The sequence below is a fragment of the Aurantimonas sp. NFXS3 genome (assembly GCF_049132005.1).
Lineage (GTDB): Bacteria > Pseudomonadota > Alphaproteobacteria > Rhizobiales > Rhizobiaceae > Aurantimonas > Aurantimonas coralicida.
Map to the genome: position 1 here is coordinate 50,162 of NZ_JAGDDZ010000004.1, position 21,899 is coordinate 72,060.

The window sequence follows — 21,899 nt, forward strand, 5'->3', positions numbered from 1 at the left end:
CCTCGGCGGATAGCCATAGCCCTATTGTCATGTTGACACGCCTGAAAATTGCTGTCACGATTTTTTCCGAGGCTTGGAAAAAGTCTCGACGGCCGGGATGTGGGCCGGGGACCGGAAAGCGGGCGCCATGGCGCCGGGAGGAAAATCATGAAGTTTCTGAAGCTCGCGCTGGCTGGCGCGGTGTTCTCGATGGCTGCCGCCGGATCGGCCGCCGCGCAGGACGGCAAGACCGTCGGCGTGTCCTGGTCCAACTTCCAGGAAGAGCGCTGGAAGACCGACGAGGCGGCCATCAAGAAGGCCCTCGAGGCCGCCGGCGCCACCTACATTTCGGCGGACGCCCAGTCGTCGGCCTCCAAGCAGCTCACCGACGTGGAGTCGCTGATCTCGCAGGGCGCCGACGCGCTGATCATCCTGGCGCAGGATTCCGCCGCCATCGGCCCGGCCGTGCAGGCCGCCGTCAACAACGGCATCCCGGTGGTCGGCTACGACCGTCTGATCGAGAACCCGGACGCCTTCTACCTGACCTTCGACAACAAGGAAGTCGGCCGCATCCAGGCGCGCGAAGTCCAGAAGGCCCAGCCGGAAGGCAATTACGCCTTCATCAAGGGCTCCTCGGCCGATCCGAACGCCGACTTCCTGTTCTCGGGCCAGATGGAAGTGCTCCAGGAAGCCATCGATTCCGGCAAGATCAAGAATGTCGGCGAGGCCTATACGGACGGCTGGCTGCCCGCCAACGCCCAGCAGAACATGGAACAGATCCTGACTGCCAACAACAACGAGGTCGACGCGGTCGTCGCCTCGAATGACGGCACCGCCGGCGGCGCCGTGGCGGCTCTGGAGTCCCAGGGTCTGGCCGGCTCCGTACCGGTCTCCGGCCAGGATGCCGACTTCGCCGCGCTCAACCGCATCGCCCGCGGCACGCAGACCGTCTCGGTCTGGAAGGATTCCCGCGAGCTGGGCAAACGCGCCGCCGAGATCGCCATCGATCTCGCCGACGGCACCGCCATGAACGAGGTCGAGGGCGTCGAATCCTGGTCCGGCGGCCCGAACGGCACCGAGATGCAGGCGATCTTCCTGAAGCCGGTGGCGATCACCAAGGACAATCTGGACACCATCATCGACGCCGGCTGGGTGTCGAAGGACGTGGTCTGCCAGGGCGTCGACGCCGGTTCGGTTCCGGCCTGCGACTAAGCCAGACGACAGGACGGCCGCTCCCGAACAGGGGGCGGCCTTTCACCCTCACGGCCTGCTCGAACGCCCGGTCCTCGGCCCGGCGCTTCCCCCACGGCCGGATCGGGTGCAACATTCCAACAGGACAGCGCTGAACGCCTTGCCCCGGGCCCTTTCGCCCGGCACCGCACCAGCGTGATTGCGCCAGGGAGGCGAGCATGAGCCAGTCGGCATCCGAACCCAGCGTCGGCGCCCGCGCGTCGACGGGAGGCGGTCTGTCCCGATTTGTCCGGGCCACCGAGGTCGACACCCGCATGCTGGGCATGGTCGGCGCGCTCCTGGTGATCTGGCTGGTCTTCCACGTCCTGTCCGGCGGCATCTTTCTCACCCCGCGCAACCTGTGGAACCTGACTGTCCAGACCTCGTCCATCGCGGTCATGGCGACCGGCATGGTGCTGGTCATCGTCACCCGCAACATCGACCTGTCGGTCGGCTCGATCCTCGGCTTCACCGGCATGGCCATGGCCGCGCTGCAGGCCAACATCCTGCCCGGCATGCTCGGCTTCGACAGCCCCTTCACCTGGCTTCTCACCCTCGCCGCCGGCATCCTCGTCGGCGTCGCGATCGGCGGTCTGCAGGGCTACATAATCGCCTTCATGGGCGTGCCGGCCTTCATCGTCACGCTGGGCGGCCTGCTGATCTGGCGCGGCGGCGCCTGGTGGCTCACCTCGGGCCGTACCGTCGCCCCGCTCGACGACACCTTCCGGCTGATGGGCGGCGGCGCCACGGGCTCGCTCGGCGAGACCTGGACATGGATCCTCGCCATCCTCGCCTGTATCGCCGTCGTCGCCTCGCTGGTCTTTGCACGCAAGCGCCGGGTGCGCTTCGGCTTCCCGCAGCGACCGGTCTGGGCGGAGGTGACCATCGCCGCCGTCACCACCATCATCATCCTGGGCGCCGCTCTGGTCCTCAACGCCTATGAATGGCCGTCCGCCATCGCCCGGCGCTACGCCGAGGCCGCCGGTATCGAGGTGCCGGAAGGTGGCCTGCATATCGGCTACGGCGTCGCCGTGCCCGTGCTGATCGCCATCGTCGTCGGCATCGTCATGACCTTCGTGACCCAGCGCACCCGCTTCGGCCGCTACGTCTTCGCCATCGGCGGCAATCCCGAGGCCGCCGAGCTTGCCGGCATCAACACCCGCTGGGTGGTGATGAAGGTGTTCATGCTGATGGGCGGCCTCGCCGCCCTCGGTGCCGCGATCTCCACGGCCCGCCTCAACGCCGCCACCAACGCGCTGGGCACGCTGGACGAGCTCTACGTCATCGCCGCCGCGGTCATCGGCGGCACGTCGCTCGCCGGCGGTGCCGGCACCATCATTGGCGCCATGCTCGGCGCGCTGGTCATGCAGTCGCTGCAGTCGGGCATGGTGCTTCTGGGCGTGGATTCGCCGCTGCAGTCGATCGTCGTCGGCGTGGTCCTGATCATCGCCGTGTGGATCGACACCGTCTATCGCAGGAGGGCCGCATGAGCGCCACCGAGCAGTCCATCCACGACCACGGCGCCGGTCACAGCGACCCCGTCGACCGCAGCGGTCCGCCGCTGGTCGACATGCGCGACATCTCGATCGCCTTCGGTGGCATCCATGCCGTCGACGGCGCGACCATCGATCTCTATCCCGGCGAAGTGGTCGCGGTGCTCGGCCATAACGGTGCCGGCAAGTCGACGCTGATCAAGATTCTGTCCGGCGCCTACAAGCGCGATTCCGGCGAGATCCATGTGCGCGGCGAGCCGGCGGCAATCGCCAATCCGCGCGACGCCAAGGCCTATGGCATCGAGACGATCTACCAGACGCTGGCGCTGGCCGACAATGTCGACGCCGCCGCCAACCTCTTCCTCGGGCGCGAGATGCTGACCCCCTGGGGCACGCTCGACGACGGCGCCATGGAGGCCGAGGCCCGCAAGGTGATGGGCCGGCTGAACCCGAACTTCCAGCGCTTCAAGGAGCCGGTGAAGGCGCTCTCCGGCGGCCAGCGCCAGTCCGTCGCCATCGCCCGGGCAATCCTCTTCAACGCCAAGATCCTGATCATGGACGAGCCCACCGCGGCGCTCGGGCCGCAGGAGACCGCGCAGGTCGGCGAACTGATCAAGGAACTGAAGAAGGACGGGATCGGCATCTTCCTAATCAGCCACGACATCCACGACGTCTTCGACCTCGCCGACCGGGTGGTGGTGATGAAGAATGGCCAGATCGTCGGCGGCGCACGGACCGAGGACGTCACCAAGGACGAGGTCCTCGGCATGATCATCCTCGGCAAGTGCCCGCCCGGCGCAACGCCCGGCCCAGGGGCAATGCGCGAATAGCAGATCGTTTGATCGGGCGCGGGAGGTTCTCGCGCCCGAATGCCTTCCGGGTCAGTCCGCCATGGCGGCGCGCAGCGCCGGGTAGAGCCGGCGATAGAACAGATAGGCGTCGTCGAAGGCCCGGCCGTGGGCGTTGTCCGGGCGAAACCGCCTAGCGATCGGCGGCTCGGTCATCACCGTCGTCGGATCGTCGCCGGTCGCCGCACAGAGGCCGAGCCGGGCCGCCCCGAAGGCGGCGCCGAAATCGCCCGCCTCGGGCAGTGCGATCTCCGTGTCCAGCACATTCGACAGCAATTGCAGCCAGTAGGCCGAGCGCGAACCGGCGCCCACGGCGATCAGCCGCTGCGGACGCGCCGCCTCGCCGCCGGCCTCCAGGCAATCGCGCATGGAAAAGGCGACGCCCTCCAGCACGGCGCGGGTCATCGCCTCGCGGCCGGTATCGGCCTCCAGCCCGGCGAAGACGCCGCGGATTTCGGAATCATTGTGCGGCGTGCGCTCGCCCGACAGATACGGCAGGAAGGTCAGCCGGCCGGGGGCCTGCACCGTCTCGCCCAAGGCGCCGGTCAGCGCCGCCGGCTCCTCCTTCAGGAGCTTCGACAGCCACTCCACCGAACCGGCCGCCGACAACGTCACGCCCATCTGGTGCCAGAGGCCGGGAATGGCGTGGCAGAAGGTGTGCAGCGCCGTCTCCGGCGCGGGCTCGTAGCCGGCAGAGGCGGTGAACAGCACGCCCGAGGTGCCCAGTGACAAAAAGCCGGTGCCGGGCTCGGCAACGCCGACGCCGCAGGCCGAGGCGGCATTGTCGCCGCCGCCACCGGCCACCACCGTGCCCTCCTGCATGCCGAAGCGCGCCGCGAGTTCGGGGCGCAGGCCGCCGGAAACCGCCGTGCCCTCGACCAGCCGCGGCATGTGGTCCAGCGTCAGCCCGGTCTTTTCCAGCATCCGCGCCGACCAGTCGCGCGCACCGGTGTCGAGCCAGGCCGTGCCGGCGGCATCCGACATTTCCGACACCGCCTCGCCGGTCAGCCACAGCCGCAGATAGTCCTTCGGCAACAGCACCCGGCGCAGCCGGGCGAAGACCTCCGGCTCGTTGCGCGCGACCCAGACGATCTTCGGCGCGGTGAAGCCCGGAAACACGATGTTGCCGGTGATCGCCCGCGATTCCTCGTCTTCGAGTTCGGCGGCCTCTTCGTGGCTGCGGGTGTCGTTCCACAGGATGCAGGGCCGCAGGATCGCGTCGTCCGCGCCCAGCAGCGTCGCGCCGTGCATGTGTCCGGACAGGCCGATGCCGGCCACCGACGCGAGATCGGCGCCATGGGTATCGGACAACTCGCCCAGCGCGGTCTCGCAGGCCGCGATCCAGCTTTCGGGGTCCTGCTCCGACCAGCCGAATTGCGGCCGCTCGACGCTGAGCGGCACCGAAGCGGACGCGATGACGCGCTGGTCGTCGCCGATCAGCAGCGCCTTCAGCGAGGAGGTGCCGAGATCGAGGCCGAGATAATTGCTCATGTCACGTCCTTCACTGGCCGCAGGTTCATGCGGATTCGTCGAGCTTGCGCCGGGCCGCCGCGGCGAGGAAGCCCGACCGGGTCAGACCGTGCCGCGCGGCATAGGCATCGATTTCCGCCAGTTCGTCGGCAGCGATGGTCACATTGACCCGCACCGAACGCGGGGCGCGACGCGGCGCCGACACGAGGATCGCGACGCCCTCGCGGTAGCCGCAATCCGACATGACGGTTTCCAGCGACGAGGGAACGGGCAGCGCGCCTCCGTCCTCCAGCAACCCTTCGATATGCAGCGCCAGGGCGTCCTGCGCCATCGTGCGGGCGTCGTCGAGCGTCCGCCCCGCCGTCACGCAGCCGGGAAAGTCGGGGAACGACACGCCGAAATCGCTGTCGCCCTCCTTGTGGATGATCGCGATGTAATCGGTCATCTGGTTTTCCTCAGCACAAGTCCGGCCTGCTTCTCGATGCTTCGCAGGGTGCCGCTCGGCAGGTCCCGCTTGGGGTGAGGCAGCGTGACAAGGCCGGGCTTTGTCGGATGCTTCAACTGCATGTGGCTGCCCCGCCGACGAACCTCGCGCCATCCATCGGAAAGCAGGGCAGCGAGGATGTCGCGACTATCCATGTGTATGAATACACATCATTGCCCGACATCCTCAAGCCGTCAGACGTAGCGGTTGACCACGCCCTCGAGATATTCCTGCCGGCCCGAGCGGGGCTGCGGGTCGAGGTCGAGCGCCCGTGCCGCGACCTGTTCCAGGCTGCGCTCGCCGGCAAGCACCGCCTTGCCCTCGCCGCCGTCCCAGCCAGCATAGCGGTCGTCGACATGCCTGGTCAGCGCGCCGTCGGCCAGCATCTTCTCGGCGGCCAGAAGGCCGCGGGCGCAGGCGTCCATCGAGGCGACATGGGCGATCAGCAGGTCGTCTGGATCGATCGATTGGCGCCGGATCTTGGCGTCGAAATTGAGCCCGCCCGTGGTGAAGCCGCCATGCTGCAGCATCTCGTGGAAGACCAGCGCCAGTTCCTTCACATCCATGGCGAACTGGTCGGTGTCCCAGCCCAGGAGGTCGTCGCCGCGATTGACGTCGAGCGAGCCGAACAGGTCGTTGGCATAGGCGTAGCGGACCTCGTGGTCGAAGGAATGACCGGCGAGGATGGCGTGGTTCTGCTCGATATTGAGCTTCACCTCGCCGAGGAGATCGTATTTCTGCAGGAAGGCGAAGACCGCCGCCGCATCGAAATCATACTGGTGCTTGGTCGGCTCCTTGGGCTTCGGCTCGATCAGGATCGGCCCCTCGAAACCGATCTTGTGCTTGTAGTCGACGAGCATGGCGAAGAACCGGCCGAGCTGGTCGAGTTCGCGCTTCATGTCGGTATTGAGCAGGGTCTCGTAGCCCTCGCGCCCGCCCCAGCAGACATAGTTCGCCCCGCCGAGGCGATGGGTGGCGTCGAGCGCCGCCTTCACCTGCCCCGCCGCATAGGCGAAGACGTCGGGATCGGGATTGGTGGCCGCGCCGGCCATGTAGCGCCGGTTGGAGAAGAGATTGGCGGTGCCCCAGAGGAGGCGCACCTTCTGGCTCTCCATCTTCTGGGCGAAGATGTCGGTGATCGCCTTCAGATTGTCGTTGGATTCCTGCAGCGACGTGCCTTCCGGCGCCACATCCACGTCGTGGAAGGTGAAGAACGGCACGTCGAGCAGCCGGAACATCTCGAAGGCGACATCGGCCTTCTGGCGGGCCAGCGCCAGCGGATCGTCGCCATGCATCCAGGGCCGCAGGAAGGTCTCACCACCGAAGGGATCGCCGCCCGGCCAGGTGAAGGAATGCCAGTAGCAGGCGGCAAAGCGCAGATGGTCTTCCATCCGCTTGCCCATCACCTGCCGGTCCTTGTCGTAGAAGCGGAAGGCGAGCGGGTCGGTCGATTGTTCGCCGGCAAAGGCGACCGGCGTCGAGAGATCGAAGAAGGAGGTGTTGGACATGGGACAGCTTCCTGAAGGTCGGGCTTTGCGCCCACGGAAATGGCGGTGGTGTCAGGTGCGAAGGGATGGCGACGGCCCGGGAGAACGCGGCGACAACCGCCCGAACGCCCGGCTTTCGCCGAGCGCATCGCGCGCCGCGCGCGCGGCTTCTTCCGTCATCATGGCATCCTCCCGGATCGGCGCGGAGTAGTTGAGCGAGCCCCACGCCGCGTCTTCCCGCCCAGTATCGCGCAGGCTCGCCGCGTTTTGAAGTACGCACCTCAAAAATTCGCCGCGAGTGCTTTCTGACCGTCTGGCCGGGCCGTTGACGGTCATCTGAGACAATCGTGAGCGGCACTGGGTCGCGTCGTCGCAACCTCCGTGCTCTCCTCGGGTTGCACCTCGACATGCCCAGACCGGAGGATCCCATGCCGCACTTGTTCGACCGCCGGACCATCTTGACCGGCGCCGCCGCCACCGGCCTCGCCGCGACGCTCGGCCTGCCCCGCGCCGGTGCGCAGCCGGCGGCAGGTGCGGGGTCCGGCGCCCTCACGACGAAGACCGTCCCGTCCAGCGGCGTTGCCATTCCGGTCATCGGGCTCGGCACATGGATCACCTTCAATGTCGGTGACAATGCCGATGCGCTGGCCGAGCGAACGGCCGTCATGCAGGCCTTCTTCGAGGCCGGCGGCGGCATGATCGATTCCTCGCCCATGTACGGCTCGTCCCAGGCAACCATCGGCCACGGCCTCAGCCAGCTCGGCATTCCCGACACCCTGTTTGCCGCCGACAAGGTCTGGACGGGCTCGCCCTCCGACGGCCCTGCGCAGATCGCCGAGACCGAGCGCCTGTGGGGCGTTCCGCGCCTCGCCCTGATGCAGGTGCACAATCTCGTCGGCTGGGAGGGGCATCTCGACACGCTGGCTGCGATGAAGGCGGAGGGGCGCATCGGCCATATCGGCATCACCACCTCCCATGGCCGCCGCCACGCGGAGGTCGCGGCAATCATGGAAAGCCGGCCGATCGACTTCGTCCAGCTCACCTACAATCTGGCCGACAGGGAGCCCGAAGAGCGGCTGCTGCCGCTGGCCGCCGAACGCGGCATCGCAGTGATCGCCAACAGGCCATTTCGGCGCGGGGCGCTGATCGACGCGATTGCCGGTCAGCCGCTGCCGGCCGTCGCTGCCGAGATCGGTGCGGAAACCTGGCCGCAATTCCTGTTGAAATACATCGTCTCGCATCCGGCGCTGACCGTCGCGATCCCGGCAACCCGCCGCGTCGACCATCTGCGCGAGAACATGGCCGCCGCGACGGGACCGATGCCCGATGCGTCGCAGCGCCGGCAGATGGCGCTCGCCTTCGACAATCTCTAGACCGCTGTCATGCTGGCCGATCTGTCCACCTACAGCCTGCAGGACTTCCTCCTGTTCGACGCGGCGATCTACCGGGATCTGTTCGCCCAGATCAACGCACGCGCCTGGCCGCTTCCGGTTGTCGGCATCGCGGCAGCGCTGGCCTGCCTCGGGCTCGGGGCCGCACGGCATCGCTGGGCTTCACCGGCCAGCGCGGCCCTGCTTGCGGCGGCCTTCGCGACGTCGGCCTGGCTGTTCTTCTTCGGCGTCTATGCGACGATCAACTGGGCCGCGATCTATTCGGGCTGGACCTTCGTTGCCGAGGCTGCGCTGCTTCTCGTGGCGTCCGTCGTCCTCGGCCGGTACGCTCAGCCGCGCATCTCTGTTTCGACGCCCCGGCTCCTGGCGGGAACGGCCTTTGCTCTCTACGGTCTTTTCGTCCATCCGCTGGCCGGCTGGCTGTTCGGCCGTGCGGCGAACGGCCTCGAATGGTTCGCCCTGGCTCCGGACCCCACGGCCCTCGTCGCCATCGGCCTTCTCGCCGTCACCATCCCGCATCGCCGGCTGGCCCTGTCGCTCGCCGCGCTGCCGCTGCTGTGGCTGGCGGCAAGCGCCATGACCCTATGGCTCCTCGAAACGCCGGGCGACGCGCTGCTGCTGGCCGCTGCGACGATGGTCGGGCTGGTAATCCTGCTGCTGCCGGCGCGCCACCCGCGCGACAACGCCGTCACCGATCCCCTGCCGGCGATCAGGCCGGCCGAGACCGCAGCCGTCCCGCGTGGCCTTGCAGCAACCTTCCTGCCCACCAGTCCGCAGGGCGCCCGCACCGGACGATCCTGAACGGCGGGCCCTGCGCCAAGCCCGGATGGCCGCTGGCGTCCGCGCCGAAAGGCGAATGTCCCTTCCCCTCACCCGTCGTTAGGTTACCCTCTTGCGGCGCCGTGCCTGTCGTCAGGCGCGGCGGGGAGATCGCGGAATCCGGTGCAGCGGCAGCGCACCAGCACGAGGCGCAACGGGGAGGAACGACCATGGCCAGCCGCTATCACGAGGTCTACGACGCCAGCCGAAGCGACCCGGAGAAATTCTGGCTCGACGCGGCCGGCAAGCTGGTCTGGACGAAGAAGCCGACCCGCGCCCTCGACCCCGATGCCGGCGTCTATGGCCGCTGGTTTCCCGACGGCGAATGCAACACCTGTTTCAACGCCATCGACCGTCACGTCGAGGCCGGACGCGGCGACCAGGTCGCGATCATCCACGATTCCCCCGTCACCGGCGGCAAGCGCCGGCTGACCTATGGCGAATTGCTGGTCGAGGTGAAGGCGCTGGCCGCCAATCTCACCGATCTCGGCGTCGGCCGGGGCGACCGGGTGATCATCTACATGCCGATGGTGCCGGAAACCATGATCGGCATGCTGGCCTGCGCCCGCATCGGCGCGATCCATTCGGTGGTGTTCGGCGGTTTTGCCGCCCGTGAGCTGGCGGCGCGCATCGACGACGCGGCGCCGACCCTGATCCTGTCGGCCTCCTGCGGCATCGAGCCGACCCGCAAGGTCGAATACAAGCCTCTCCTCGACAAGGCGATCGAACTGGCCACCCACAAGCCGGCTGCCACCATCGTGCTGCGCCGTCCCGAACTCGATTGCGACCTGATCGAGGGCCGCGACCACGACTGGGACGAACTGCGCCACAATGCGATGGCCGCCATCGCCGCCGGGCGCGAGGTGCCCTGCGCGTCCATGAAGGCCACCGACCCGCTCTACATCCTCTACACCTCCGGCACGACCGGCAAGCCGAAGGGCGTCGTGCGCGACACTGGCGGCCACATGGTGGTGCTGCACTGGTCGATGCAGGCGATCTTCGGCACCGACCAGGGCGAGGTGTTCTTCTGCGCCTCCGACGTCGGCTGGGTCGTCGGCCATTCCTACATCGTCTACGCGCCGCTCCTGCGCGGCTGCACCACGGTCCTGTTCGAGGGCAAGCCCATCGGTACGCCCGACGCCGGCACCTTCTGGCGCGTGGCCGCCGAACATGGGGTCAAGGTGCTGTTCACCGCCCCGACGGCGATCCGCGGCATCCGCAAGGAGGACCCCGACGGCAAGCTGCCCGGCGACTACGATCTGTCGCAATTCGAGGCACTGTTTCTAGCCGGCGAGCGCGCCGATCCGGAAACCCTGATCTGGGCGGAAAAGGCCCTGCAGCGGCCCGTCATCGACCATTGGTGGCAGACCGAATCCGGCTGGCCGATCGCCGCCAATCCCCTCGGGCTCGGCCTCCTGCCGATCAAGCGCGGCAGCCCCGGCGTCGCCATGCCCGGCTTCGACGTGCAGGTGCTGAATGCCATGGGCGAACAGGCGCCGCCCAACGAGATGGGCGCCATCGCCATCAAGCTGCCGCTGCCGCCGGGCGCCCTGCCGACCCTCTGGAACGCCGACGATCGCTTCAGGGACGCCTATCTGACGGCCTTTCCCGGCTATTACTCCACCTCCGATGCCGGCTTCATCGACGAGGAGGGCTATGTCTACGTCATGGGCCGCACCGACGACGTGATCAACGTCGCCGGCCACCGCCTGTCGACGGGCGAGATGGAAGAGGCCGTAGCCGGCCATCCGGCGGTGGCCGAATGCGCCGTCATCGGCATGCGCGACGCGCTGAAGGGCGAGTTGCCCTGTGGCTTCGTCGTCCTGAAGAACACCAGCCAGCTGGATCGCGGGCAGATTGAGGCGGAGCTGATCACGCTGGTGCGCGAACGCATCGGGCCGGTCGCCGCCTTCAAGCGCGTGCTCGTGGTCGACAAGCTGCCCAAGACCCGCTCCGGCAAGGTCTTGCGGCGCACCATGAAGGCGATCGTCGACCGGGACGATTACGAGACCCCCGCGACCATCGAGGACGCGACCGCCCTCGACGACATCCGCCGCGCCGTCTCGGGCGACTGAGCCGCGCCGGTCAGTCGGTGCGGATACGCCCCTCGACGGTGACATTGCCGTCTTCGCCGAGGGCGATCACCACGATCTCCCCGGAGGCCGGATAAATGCCGGTCAGCGCGGTGATGTTGACCTGATGGCTGACCAGCGCCGCCTTCCGGCCGGCCGCATCGAGTTCTGCGAGCCGCGCCTTCAACGTATCCGTCTGCGCCGCGCCCTTGCCGCGGTCGGCGAAGAAGGAATTGAGCTCCGGCGCGGCCGTCACCGGACCGAAACCCAAAAGCTCGGCGGTTTCGCTGGACCGGCACCATTGGCTCGCGAGAACCATGCCGATGGCGACGCCGGCCTCGCGCAGGCGGTCGCCGATGCGCCGCGCCTGCGCCCGCCCCTCCTCTGACAGATTGCGCTGGGTCGAACAGTCGCCGAGCGTGAAACCGGCTGGATCGCCCGTGCCCGGCGCAATCGCATGGCGCATGAGGATGTGGGTGTCCGCGGCCCGCGCCGCATCGAACTCCTCCTGTGCCGACGCGCTCGCGGCGGCGCCAAGAAGAAGGAGCAGGGAGACAAGGCAGGCGGTCACGGCATTTCGCATGGCGGGCGGCACTCCGGTCGGTTGGCGAACGCGCGGAATTTCGGGCATCGGGCCGGATCCGACAGGCCGCAGCGCCCCACGATCGCGTGAGGCGGACGACATGACGCAGCGCCCGATATGGACGAGTGAGCGCCATTTCTGTGCCGCCCGGCAGTTTCTCTTGTCGCCAATTCCGGCTAGAAGCCGCCCGCGACGCATCAGCACGGGGTCCGGAGACCGCCCATGAACCATTCCGATCCGCAGCCGGACACCGGCGAGACCCAGGCCCGCCTCCTCGCCGAGGCGCTGCCGTTCATGCAGGCCTACGAGAACAAGACCGTCGTGGTGAAATATGGCGGCCACGCCATGGGCAATGCCGATCTCGGCCAGGCCTTCGCCCGCGACATCGCCCTGCTCAAGCAGTCCGGCGTCAATCCGATCGTCGTGCATGGCGGCGGCCCGCAGATCGGCCGCATGCTGTCCCAGATGGGCATCGAATCGCGCTTCGAGGGCGGCCTCAGGGTCACCGACGAGGAGACGGTGAAGATCGTCGAGATGGTCCTTGCCGGTTCGATCAACAAGGAAATCGTCGCGCTGATCAATGCCGAGGGCGAATGGGCCATCGGCCTGTGCGGCAAGGACGGCAATATGGTCTTCGCCGAGAAGGCGCGCAAGACGGTCGTCGATCCCGATTCCAACATCGAGCGGGTGCTCGATCTCGGCTTCGTCGGCGAACCGGTCGAGGTTGACCGCACCCTGCTCGACCTTCTCGCCCGCTCCGAGATGATCCCGGTCATCGCCCCGGTCGCGCCGGGCCGCGACGGCGCCACCTACAACATCAATGCCGATACCTTCGCCGGCGCCATCGCCGGTGCGCTGGAAGCCTCGCGCCTCCTGTTCCTGACCGACGTGCCGGGCGTCCTCGACAAGTCCGGCGAGCTGATCAAGGAGCTCTCGGTCGCCGAGGCCCGCACCCTGATCCGCGACGGCACGATCTCCGGCGGCATGATCCCCAAGGTCGAGACCTGCATCGAGGCCATCGAGAACGGCGTCGAGGGCGTCGTGATCCTCAACGGCAAGAAGCGCCACGCGGTGCTGCTGGAACTCCTGACCGAGCACGGCGCCGGCACGCTGATCGTCCCCTAGGGGCTGCGACGGCGCATGGCCGCGCCGCCAGTGCTGGCCTCGCGTGGCCAGCGTTCGCGGATCATCCGCGGCAGGATGCTCGCTGCGGTGACCGCGGCGATGCCGGCGGCGCCGAGGAACATCGCTTCCGGGCCGAAGGCGCTCGAGGCGAAACCGGCGACGAGCGGACCGACGACGCTGCCAACGGCAACCGCCAGCAGGGCCTCGGTGAAGCTCAGCGACGGCATGGAGGGAAACAGTTCCTCCGACCAGAACGCCATCACCGCGCTCATCATCATCACATAGGCGCCCTGCAGCCCGGCCGAGACGACGACGCCGGCCCAGGAATTCGGAGCCAGCGCGATCAGCGCCAGCGCGGCGGCCGCGGCGACATGCAGAAGCCGCAGGAGCCAGGGCAGCCCGATCAGCGTCTTGACCTGCCCGGTCGTCAGGCCGATGAGGCCGAAAATGCCATAGGACAGGAAGACGATGGCCGGCGCGGCGCCTTCCGGAATGCCGGGCAGTCCGCCGGCCTGCTGGATCCGGTCGGCGGCGAAGGAGATGTAGATCGTCGTGGTGATGCCGAAGGACAGGGCGATCCACAGGAGCGGCCGCGCCGGCTCGGCGATCAGCGATTTCCAGCTTCCTTTCCCCGGGGGCCCGGGATCGCCGGCCAGCTCGCGCAGCGCCCCGATATTGCCGGCCAGCGCCAGTGCCGCCACGACCGCGAAGCCGGCCCAGCCGTAGCGCCAGGACGATTCGCCATAGCTGACCATCAGGGCCGTCGCGCCGGCAGCCGCAACGCCGAGGCTGGTTCCGGTGCTGACCATGGAGAGCGTCGCCGGACGCCGGGCCTCGTCGACCAGACGATGGACGGCGTTGTTGAACGGCGCCCAGGAGAAGCCGGCGCTGGAGGTGGCGAGGAACACGCCGGCGGCCAGCACCCAGGCATTCGGCGCCGCCGCCACGATCGCCATGCCGACCAACGCTGCGAACAGGCCGGACACCACCGGCATGCGCGGCCCGGATCGTGCGGTCATCGCGTAGCTGATCAACAGCCCCAGGAAGAAGCCGAAGAAGCCGATCCCGGAGATCACGCCGGCCATGCCGGTCGACAGGGAGAAGGTCGACTTGAACTCGGCCAGGAACAGGCCGAACCCCATGCGGGCGGGCCCGAAGGTGATGGCGGTCGCCGCGAAGCCTGCCGCGGAAAGCTTGATGAATGGCGTCATGACCTCGCTCCGATCCGGCGAGGAAAAGATCGTGGCCCCGTCACGGTTCCCTTGCGGCCGCCCCGGTTTGCTTCGCTGCGACTTGAACTGCCGTGGCGCTGGCCTGGTGCGAACGCGCTGTCAGGTGGCCGTGCCCAGCAGTGTCAGGATGCCGGCGACGATCAGCAGGCAACCCGCCAGCTCCAGCCGGGCGATCTTCTCGCGGAACCAGAACACCGACGAGGCGAAGGTGAAGATCAGTTCGATCTGGCCGAGCGCGCGGACATAGGCGACCTTTTCCAGCGTCATGGCGGTGAACCAGCAGGCCGAGGCCGAGACGCCGACGAGCCCGACCAGCAGCGCCGGCCGCCAGGCCTTGGCGACGGCGACGAGTTCGGCCCGGTCCTTCAGCGCCATCCAGACGAGCATCACGGCGGTCTGGATGCCAGTCGCCCAGACCAGCGTCGTCGCCGCCCGGGCGAGCACGCCGCCCTCCTCCAGCGACAGCGACGCGCCGCGGAAGCAGACGGCCGAGATGCCGAAGAAGGCGCCCGAGGCGATGCCGATCCCCGCCTCGCGCGAGAAGAGCGCCCGGCGCAGGCTGGTGCCGCCCTTGCGCCCGGCGATCGAGATCAGCCCGACGCCGAAGGCGCCCGCCAGGATGGCGCCAAAGGCGAGCCAGGAGATCGTCTCGCCGAGGATGATCAGGCCGAAGATCGCCGCCTGCACCGGCTCGGTCTTGGAATAGGCCGTGCCGACCATGAAATTGCGGAAGCCGAACAGATAGACCAGCAGGAAAGTCGCGAGGATCTGGGCAATACCGCCGGCCGCAACGGCAATGAGAAATGTCGCGTTCACGCCCGGCAGGGTGGCGCCTCCGACGAGGTCGAGCGCCACGATGTAGAGCACGGCAAAGGGAAAGCCGAAGCCGAAGCGCGCAAAGGTCGCGCCGGTCGAGCCCATCCGGCCCTTCAGCTGTCGCTGCAGCGACGAGCGGAGGTTTTGCAGGAAGGCGGCGGTGATGGTAATCGGAATCCAGAGCGGCACGGGCGATCCGTCAGTTTGTCTTACCGCCCTCGCTCCCCTATTCGGCGACGCTTGGCAAGGCGCCCGACGCTCGAACCTTCCGGACCCCATGACCGCTCACTCGCCGATCCGCCAGACCGCCGATGCCCGCCCGCAGGATTTCGCCCATGTGACGGAGTGGGTCTTCGATCTCGACAACACCCTGTATCCGCGCCACACGAACCTGTTCTCGCAGATCGACCAGCGGATGACCGCCTTCGTCTCGGACTTCCTGACGCTGCCGAAGGACGAGGCGCGGGTGGTGCAGAAGGATTTCTACCGGCGCTACGGCACGACCCTGCGCGGCCTGATGCAGGAGCATGACGTCGATCCCGACGCCTTCCTGCAATATGTCCACGACATCGACTATTCCTGGCTCGCCCCCGACACCGCGCTGGGCGACGAGATCCGCGCATTGCCGGGTCGCAAGTTCATCTTCACCAATGGCGATCGCGGCCATGCCGAACGCGCCGCGCGCCAGCTCGGCATTCTCGACCATTTCGAGGACATCTTCGATCTCGTCGCCGCCGGACTGGTGCCCAAGCCGGCCTCGCAGACCTACGACAAGTTCCTCGGCCTGCACCGGGTCGATGCGGAACGCGCCGTGATGTTCGAGGATCTGGCGCGCAATCTGGAAGTGCCCAAGGCGTTGGGCATGCGCACGGTGCTGATCGTGCCGCGCAACCTGGAAGAGAGCTTCGGCGACGTCTGGGAACATGAAGGCCGCGACGGCGAGCATATCGACTTCGTCACCGACGACCTGACGACCTTCCTGCGCTCCATCCGCTAGGCGCGATGCAAAAGGGCGACCGGATGAAATCCGATCGCCCTGTCTGCGCTTCGCCTGTCATGGGTGTCAGTCGCGGAGAAGCGACCGGTTCGGGCGCGCCAAACCGGCCTGCCCGTCGGTCGCCGCATCCGCCATCAGGTCGGATTCGGCTTTCCCGCTCTTGGGGCCCTTCTGGTTGGCCTCGAAGATCGCTTCCATCTGTTCGGTGCCGTTGGGCGCCGTGCCGCCCTTCGCCTGCTCGCGCTCGGCCTTGCTCTGCGCATCGAGATCGCTGCGCTCCGCCGGGTGCTTCTCGCCGTCCCTGGCCATGTGCTGCGGCGTGTCGCGGTCCTGCTGGTCGCGCATCATCTCCGAGTCGGTGTCGGTCTTCGTCATTGCAATCTCCTGTCCCGGGTCACGGCGCATCGCGCCGGTGATCTTGCGGAAGCAACGCCGCGTCCGCGACACGGGTTCCGGAACGGCCGGTCAGCACGCACCAACGCAAAATGCCGCCGACGGCAGAGAACCGGCGACGGCATTTCTTTATGGACTGCGCGGGAAAGGCCGCGAATTCAGCGACCGACGCAGATGATCGGCAGGACCGAATCCTTGACCGCCGCGGTGGCGTCGGGGACGCTTTCCAGCGGCAGCGAGGCGTCGGCGGTCTTGTAGGCGACGGCGTTGCGGTCGAGGAAGGCCACGGCCGCATCGGGGCGGACGGCGAAATTGATCGACTGCGGGATATCGCCCGTCGCATCGGCGACCGCCACCGCGTTCAGCTTGGCGGTGACCACGCCGACGACACGTCCTGCCAGATCGACGAGGGGGCCGCCGGAATTGCCCGGCTGCACCGGCGCCGAGATCTGCAGATAGCGCTCGTCATTGGCAAGACCCAGGAGCGACGAGACGTTGCCGCGGGTCACGTTGAGGGAATCGGCCAGGATCGAACGCAGCGGATAGCCGAGCGCCAGGACGTCCTCGCCCAGACGCGGCTTCGTGACGGACATCGCCAGCGGTTCGCCGACCACACCGTCGACCTTGACCAGCGCCAGGTCGTTGTCGGTATCGAGGATCGTCTTCGTGGCGACCTGCTGCTCGCCGACGAGCACGCTGGTGCAGGCCCGCACCACATGGGCGTTGGTCAGGAGCCAGCCATCCTCCGAGATGACGAAGCCGCTGCCGGCCATGTCGAATTCCGGCTTCTGGGGAACAGGCGCCGGCTGGGCCTTGGCGGGTGCCGGGGACGGCATCTCGAAGAGGTTCGGCTGCTTCGGATCGACCGAGGCCATCGCGTAGCGGGATTCGAAGGCACCGTTCGTATGGCTGCGAGCCAGCAGCGCCGAGAAGGCGTTCGGCTCGCGCGAAGCGACCAGGGGTGCCTGCGGCTCGCCGGCGAAGGGCTCGAACAGATTGCCGGCCACGGCCACATAGGGCCGCATCACCTTGGCCCGGTCCTTGGCATAGGACACCGAGAAGCCGCGGAGATCGCCGCCTTTTGCCGAGAAGCGCATGACATAGTGATGGTCGCCGGCATTGCCGTCGAGGGTGAACCACTCGCCGCCGAACTCGGCATTGGCGACGCTGCGGTCAGGGGTCGGCGTGCTGAGAACGTCGAACAGGCCGCGCAGGGTCTGGCCGGTACCGGCGATGCGGACGGTCTCGATCTCGACCGTCTTGTCGGCGGCGCGCCACAGATGGCCGACATCCGTCGGTCCCAGATCCTCGACCAGACGCATCGGCAGCGGCACGCGCTGGCCGGTCACCGCATCGTCGATCAGCGCCATGCCGGTCGCCGCCTCGGCGCCGTCGGACTTCTGGATCAGGAGACGCAGCATCGCCTCGTCGATGACGCCGTCCGCGACCATGCCGTGCCGGGCCTGGAAATCGCGGATGGCGCGCAGCGAGGACGCCGCGATGTGGCCGTCGAAGGCACCGGCATAGTCGCCGGTCCAGGACAGACGGATCTGCAGGCCCTTGCGGAAATCGAGATCGGTCTGGTCGTTGTAGGCGACGGCCAGTTGCGAGACCTGCGCGCCGAAAGACGGCGTCGCCATGGGCATGGTGCCCAGAGCCAGTACCGTCATCAAAACCCGCGCCGAGCGCCGCATGTCATCCCCCATCATCAACCGGTGACAGACAAGCAACGTAGGATGCGCGAAATCGATCCACGAGTCCTTTACTTTTTCTTAATATGGTTGCGAATGCAATTCTTCCTGCGACTGACGAAAGTTCCGCCAGTAGACATCCGGCCTGTTGCTGTCGGCTTCAGATCGCGTTCAGACGGCGCCCGGCGCCGTGCGTGTCACCGGCCCGGCGGCCGTTCCGTCATCGCCGAGTTCGGCCGCCTCGATCCGCTCGCCGCGCCGCATCAGCTTGTCGGTCGACACCAGGATCTGGTCGATGTCGCGGCCCGCCTGCCCGAAATGCGTGCGCAGCGCCGACACCCTGGCGTCGAGCCGGACGAGATCCTCGCCCAGAAGCCGGACCTCCTTCTGGATGCGCCCCGCCTCGGCCCGCATCCGGGCATCCTTGAGAATCGCCTGCACCACCTGGATCGACAGGAGCAGCAGCGATGGCGAGACGATCACCACCCGCGCCCGGTAGGCCTTCTGGACGATATCCTCGAAACGCTCGTGCAGTTCGGCGAACACCGCCTCGGACGGCACGAACAGGAAGGCCGTGTCCTGGGTCTCGCCGGGGATCAGATATTTGTCGGCGATGGCCCGCACATGCACGTCCATGTCGCGGCGCATCCGGCTGGCGGCGAAGGTCCGCGCCTCGTCGCTCTCGGCCTCGCGCAGGGCGGTGAAGGCCTCCAGCGGGAACTTCGCGTCGATCGCCAGCGACGGAGCGCCGTTCGGCATGCGGATCAGGCAGTCCGGTCGCTTGCCGTTCGACAGGGTCGCCTGGAAGGAATAGGCGGCCGAGGGCAGCGCGTCGGCGACGATCGCCTGCATCCGCCCCTCGCCGAAGGCGCCACGGCTCTGCTTGTTGGAGAGAATGTCCTGCAGGCGGACGACCTCGCCGGCAAGCCCGCGGATCTCGCCCTGCGCCCGGTCGATCACCGCCAGCCGTTCGGTCAGGGCGGTCAGCGAGGCGCTGGTGGCCGTGCCGGTCTCGCGGATCGACTGGCCGACGCGGGTGGACAGCCCGTCGAGCCGTTCGGCGAGCGTGCGGGTCAGGTCCGCCTGCCGCGAGCCGATGATCTCGGCCATGGTCTGCATGCGGCCGGTGATCTCGGCCTGGGAGCGCAGCACCGCGTCGAGCCGCTCCGACGCCTCGCTGTCGCTGCGGTCGGCATGATCGCCCGCCTCCCGCGCGGCGCGGCTGGCCCGCCGCCACAGGACGAAGAACAGGGCCGCCAGCCCTGCCAGCAACGCTTCGGCCAGCGTCAGCGGATGATCGCCGAGAAAGATGACGGGAGCCGAGAAGGCTGCGGCGAAGGCGGCGCTGTCCATGACCGAACTCTAGCGGGCGACCCTTAACGAATCGGGACCAAAACGCGAACATAGACCATCCCGCCCCACCTGACGACGGCGGAGCCATCATCCGGACCGGCGGAAAGCCGGCCGGGGCCTTCATCCGAGATTGACCGGCTTCGTGCCAGCCATTACCTGAACGCCATGACGATCAAGCCCCTCATCATCCTGCCAGACCCGGTTCTGCGCCAGACCTCCAAGCCTGTCGAAACGGTCGACGACCAGGTGCGTCGCCTCGCCGACGACATGCTGGAGACGATGTACGACGCCCCCGGCATCGGCCTTGCCGCCATCCAGATCGGCGAGCCGCTGCGCATGATGGTGATCGACGTCTCCAAGGAAGAGGAGGAGAACGCGCCGCGCATCTTCCTCAATCCGGAGATCCTGACGACCTCCGACGCGGTCAGCGTCTACGAGGAAGGCTGCCTGTCGATCCCGGACTATTACGCCGAGGTCGAACGGCCGGCCGAGGTCACGGTGCGCTATCTCGGCCTCGACGGGAAGATGCACGAGGAAACCGCTGACGGCATCCTGGCGACCTGTGTACAGCACGAGCTGGACCATCTGAACGGCGTCCTGTTCATCGACCACATCTCCAAGCTGAAGCGCGACATGGTAGTGAAGAAGTTCACCAAGGCCGCCCGCAGGACCGCCTGAGCGACGCGGAGGGGACCATGGCGCTGCGCGTCGTCTTCATGGGAACGCCGGCCTTCTCGGTGCCGACGCTCGCCGCCCTGGCGGCGGCCGGTCACGACATCGCCGCCGTCTACACCCAGCCGCCGCGCAAGGCCGGCCGCCGCGGCCTGACGCTGACGCCCTCGCCGGTTCAGCGCGAGGCCGAACGGCTCGGCCTGCCCGTGCGTTCGCCGCTGAATTTCAAGGACCCGGCCGATCGCGAGGCCTTCGCCGCCCTCGACTGCGACGTCGCCGTGGTGGTCGCCTACGGGCTGCTCCTGCCCCAGGCGGTGCTCGACATGCCCCGCCAGGGCTGTCTCAACGGCCACGGCTCGCTGCTCCCGCGCTGGCGCGGTGCCGCGCCGATCCAGCGCGCCATCGAGGCGGGCGATGCCGAAACCGGCATGATGGTCATGCGAATGGAAGCCGGCCTCGACACCGGCCCGGTTGCGTTGACCGCCGAAACCCTGATCGCCGCGACCGACACGACCGCCGAGCTGCACGACAGGCTGGCGGAGATCTGCGCGACACTGATGGTCGAGGCGCTCGACAAGCTCGAAGCCGGCACCCTGACCTTCGAGGACCAGGATTCGATCGCCGCCCGCACCGGCCGCGCGCCAATCTATGCCGCCAAGATCGACAAGGCCGAGGCGGCGCTCGACTTCACCGGCGACGCGTCCGGCATTGCCCGCAGAATCAACGCCTTTTCGCCCTTCCCCGGCGCCTGGACGATGATGAGCTTCGGCGGCGCCCCCGAACGGGTGAAGTTTCTGCGCGCGGCGGCCGAGACCCGCGACGGCGCACCCGGCACGCTTCTCGACGACCGGCTGCTGATCGCCTGCGGCACGGGCGCGATCCGCATCCTCGAACTGCAGCGCGCCGGCGGACGCCGCATGAGCGCCGAAGAGCTTCTGAAGGGAACGCCGGTTCCGGCGGGCGGCCGCGCCGGCGCGGCCTGATGCCCCGTTTCAAGCTGACCATCGAATATGACGGCAAGCCCTATTGCGGCTGGCAGCGTCAGAAGACCGATTTGTCGGCGCAGGAGGTGATCGAGACCGCGGTGGCAGGCTTCACCGGCGAAGCCGCCACCCTCTTCGCGGCAGGACGCACCGATGCCGGCGTTCATGCGAGCGCCCAGGTTGCCCATGTCGATCTGCAGCGGGACTGGGAGCCGGACACGGTACGCGACGCGCTCAACGCGCATCTGCGCGACGCGCCTATCGCGATCCTCTCGGCCGAGCGGGTGGCCGACGATTTCGACGCTCGCTTCTCGGCCCGCAAGCGCTTCTATCTCTACCGCATCTTCAACCGCCGGGCGCCGCCGGCGCTGCTGATCGGCCGGGTCTGGTGGGTGTCGAAGCCGCTCGATGTCGATGCCATGCACGCGGCAGCCCAGCGCCTTGTCGGCACCCATGATTTCGATACGTTCCGCTCCGCCCATTGCCAGGCGAAGAACCCGATCCGCACGCTGGAGCAGCTGGATGTGGTCCGCGGCCCGGGCGAGGAGATCCACATTCACGCCATGGCGCAGTCCTTCCTGCACAACCAGATCCGCTCCTTTGCCGGATCGCTGAAGCTGGTCGGCGAAGGCCGCTGGACCGAGGCGGATCTCGTCGCCGCGCTGGAAGCCCGCGACCGCAAGCGCTGCGGCCCGGTAGCCCCGCCGGACGGGCTGTATCTGACCCGGGTGGAATACGGCACCGCGCCCAAGCGCACCCTGCCGCCCTATCCGGGCTGAAC

22 protein-coding genes are annotated in these 21,899 nt (G+C 67.9%); 11 read left to right on the forward strand and 11 right to left on the reverse strand.

Annotation, left to right across the window (positions count from 1 at the left end):
- The first annotated feature begins 147 nt into the window (after positions 1 to 147).
- The 3 genes from xylF to J3367_RS12570 all read left to right on the forward strand — a co-directional run bounded on the left by xylF (position 148) and on the right by J3367_RS12570 (position 3,532).
- The gene (xylF, locus tag J3367_RS12560; RefSeq protein WP_024351651.1) at positions 148 to 1,191 is read left to right on the forward strand and encodes a D-xylose ABC transporter substrate-binding protein; all 1,044 of its coding nucleotides are present in this window, start codon (positions 148 to 150) and stop codon (positions 1,189 to 1,191) included.
- Positions 1,192 to 1,388: 197 nt separating this feature from the next.
- Positions 1,389 to 2,699, forward strand: a complete 1,311-nt coding sequence (locus tag J3367_RS12565) for a sugar ABC transporter permease (protein WP_024351650.1) — start codon at positions 1,389 to 1,391, stop codon at positions 2,697 to 2,699.
- Positions 2,700 to 2,779: 80 nt separating this feature from the next.
- Positions 2,780 to 3,532, forward strand: coding sequence for an ATP-binding cassette domain-containing protein (locus tag J3367_RS12570; RefSeq protein WP_029703515.1), 753 nt, complete (start codon positions 2,780 to 2,782; stop codon positions 3,530 to 3,532).
- A gap of 51 nt (positions 3,533 to 3,583) precedes the next feature.
- Here J3367_RS12570 and xylB read toward each other — a convergent pair whose 3' ends face one another.
- Genes xylB through J3367_RS12595 form a run of 5 tightly spaced genes read right to left on the reverse strand, consistent with a single transcriptional unit; the run spans position 3,584 to position 7,327 of the window.
- Complete coding sequence (gene xylB, locus J3367_RS12575; RefSeq protein ID WP_421461262.1) at positions 3,584 to 5,041, reverse strand: xylulokinase; 1,458 nt, start codon at positions 5,039 to 5,041, stop codon at positions 3,584 to 3,586.
- A gap of 25 nt (positions 5,042 to 5,066) precedes the next feature.
- Positions 5,067 to 5,465 (reverse strand): type II toxin-antitoxin system HicB family antitoxin, encoded by a 399-nt coding sequence (locus J3367_RS12580; RefSeq protein WP_024351647.1) that lies wholly within the window; start codon positions 5,463 to 5,465, stop codon positions 5,067 to 5,069.
- Positions 5,462 to 5,659 (reverse strand): type II toxin-antitoxin system HicA family toxin, encoded by a 198-nt coding sequence (locus tag J3367_RS12585; RefSeq protein WP_024351646.1) that lies wholly within the window; start codon positions 5,657 to 5,659, stop codon positions 5,462 to 5,464. Before J3367_RS12585 ends, J3367_RS12580 begins: the two co-directional genes overlap by 4 nt.
- 39 nt (positions 5,660 to 5,698) lie before the next feature.
- On the reverse strand, positions 5,699 to 7,012 hold the full coding sequence (gene xylA / locus J3367_RS12590) for a xylose isomerase (protein ID WP_024351645.1): 1,314 nt from the start codon (positions 7,010 to 7,012) through the stop codon (positions 5,699 to 5,701).
- 51 nt (positions 7,013 to 7,063) lie between these two features.
- Positions 7,064 to 7,327, reverse strand: coding sequence for a hypothetical protein (locus J3367_RS12595; protein ID WP_155898533.1), 264 nt, complete (start codon positions 7,325 to 7,327; stop codon positions 7,064 to 7,066).
- A gap of 92 nt (positions 7,328 to 7,419) precedes the next feature.
- On the opposite strand from J3367_RS12595, the gene J3367_RS12600 reads away from it, so the two are divergent.
- The 3 genes from J3367_RS12600 to J3367_RS12610 all read left to right on the forward strand — a co-directional run bounded on the left by J3367_RS12600 (position 7,420) and on the right by J3367_RS12610 (position 11,276).
- Entirely contained in the window at positions 7,420 to 8,364 is a 945-nt protein-coding gene (locus J3367_RS12600; RefSeq protein WP_421461265.1) for an aldo/keto reductase, read from the forward strand.
- Positions 8,365 to 8,373: 9 nt separating this feature from the next.
- Positions 8,374 to 9,183 (forward strand): DUF6064 family protein, encoded by an 810-nt coding sequence (locus tag J3367_RS12605; RefSeq protein WP_024351644.1) that lies wholly within the window; start codon positions 8,374 to 8,376, stop codon positions 9,181 to 9,183.
- A gap of 188 nt (positions 9,184 to 9,371) precedes the next feature.
- Positions 9,372 to 11,276, forward strand: a complete 1,905-nt coding sequence (locus J3367_RS12610) for a propionyl-CoA synthetase (RefSeq protein WP_024351643.1) — start codon at positions 9,372 to 9,374, stop codon at positions 11,274 to 11,276.
- A 10-nt stretch (positions 11,277 to 11,286) separates the two neighbouring features.
- Here the strand turns inward: J3367_RS12610 and J3367_RS12615 are convergent, their stop codons facing one another.
- On the reverse strand, positions 11,287 to 11,856 hold the full coding sequence (locus tag J3367_RS12615; RefSeq protein ID WP_024351642.1) for a histidine phosphatase family protein: 570 nt from the start codon (positions 11,854 to 11,856) through the stop codon (positions 11,287 to 11,289).
- A 222-nt stretch (positions 11,857 to 12,078) separates the two neighbouring features.
- Between J3367_RS12615 and argB the strand changes: the two genes are divergently transcribed.
- Positions 12,079 to 12,981, forward strand: a complete 903-nt coding sequence (gene argB / locus J3367_RS12620) for an acetylglutamate kinase (protein WP_024351641.1) — start codon at positions 12,079 to 12,081, stop codon at positions 12,979 to 12,981.
- On the opposite strand, the gene J3367_RS12625 is transcribed toward argB, so the two are convergent.
- Together J3367_RS12625 and J3367_RS12630 are read right to left on the reverse strand one after the other, a co-directional pair.
- Positions 12,978 to 14,192 carry an MFS transporter gene (locus J3367_RS12625; protein WP_421461270.1) on the reverse strand — a complete coding sequence of 405 codons (1,215 nt, stop codon included), beginning with the start codon at positions 14,190 to 14,192 and terminating at the stop codon, positions 12,978 to 12,980. The genes argB and J3367_RS12625 overlap by 4 nt on opposite strands.
- A gap of 120 nt (positions 14,193 to 14,312) precedes the next feature.
- The gene (locus J3367_RS12630; protein ID WP_024351639.1) at positions 14,313 to 15,218 is read right to left on the reverse strand and encodes a DMT family transporter; all 906 of its coding nucleotides are present in this window, start codon (positions 15,216 to 15,218) and stop codon (positions 14,313 to 14,315) included.
- 88 nt (positions 15,219 to 15,306) lie between these two features.
- Between J3367_RS12630 and J3367_RS12635 the strand changes: the two genes are divergently transcribed.
- Positions 15,307 to 16,026 (forward strand): pyrimidine 5'-nucleotidase, encoded by a 720-nt coding sequence (locus tag J3367_RS12635; RefSeq protein WP_029703511.1) that lies wholly within the window; start codon positions 15,307 to 15,309, stop codon positions 16,024 to 16,026.
- Positions 16,027 to 16,092: 66 nt separating this feature from the next.
- Here the strand turns inward: J3367_RS12635 and J3367_RS12640 are convergent, their stop codons facing one another.
- The 3 genes from J3367_RS12640 to J3367_RS12650 all read right to left on the reverse strand — a co-directional run bounded on the left by J3367_RS12640 (position 16,093) and on the right by J3367_RS12650 (position 19,463).
- On the reverse strand, positions 16,093 to 16,401 hold the full coding sequence (locus tag J3367_RS12640) for a hypothetical protein (protein WP_024351637.1): 309 nt from the start codon (positions 16,399 to 16,401) through the stop codon (positions 16,093 to 16,095).
- 176 nt (positions 16,402 to 16,577) lie between these two features.
- Positions 16,578 to 18,089: a serine protease gene (locus J3367_RS12645; protein WP_244495459.1), complete on the reverse strand. Its 1,512-nt coding sequence runs from the start codon at positions 18,087 to 18,089 to the stop codon at positions 16,578 to 16,580.
- Between the two features lie 192 nt (positions 18,090 to 18,281).
- Complete coding sequence (locus J3367_RS12650) at positions 18,282 to 19,463, reverse strand: DNA recombination protein RmuC (protein ID WP_024351635.1); 1,182 nt, start codon at positions 19,461 to 19,463, stop codon at positions 18,282 to 18,284.
- Positions 19,464 to 19,628: 165 nt separating this feature from the next.
- On the opposite strand from J3367_RS12650, the gene def reads away from it, so the two are divergent.
- Genes def through truA form a run of 3 tightly spaced genes read left to right on the forward strand, consistent with a single transcriptional unit; the run spans position 19,629 to position 21,897 of the window.
- Positions 19,629 to 20,141, forward strand: coding sequence for a peptide deformylase (gene def, locus J3367_RS12655; RefSeq protein WP_024351634.1), 513 nt, complete (start codon positions 19,629 to 19,631; stop codon positions 20,139 to 20,141).
- Between the two features lie 17 nt (positions 20,142 to 20,158).
- On the forward strand, positions 20,159 to 21,118 hold the full coding sequence (gene fmt, locus J3367_RS12660) for a methionyl-tRNA formyltransferase (RefSeq protein ID WP_024351633.1): 960 nt from the start codon (positions 20,159 to 20,161) through the stop codon (positions 21,116 to 21,118).
- Positions 21,118 to 21,897 (forward strand): tRNA pseudouridine(38-40) synthase TruA, encoded by a 780-nt coding sequence (gene truA / locus J3367_RS12665; protein WP_024351632.1) that lies wholly within the window; start codon positions 21,118 to 21,120, stop codon positions 21,895 to 21,897. Before fmt ends, truA begins: the two co-directional genes overlap by 1 nt.
- Positions 21,898 to 21,899: the final 2 nt, after the last annotated feature.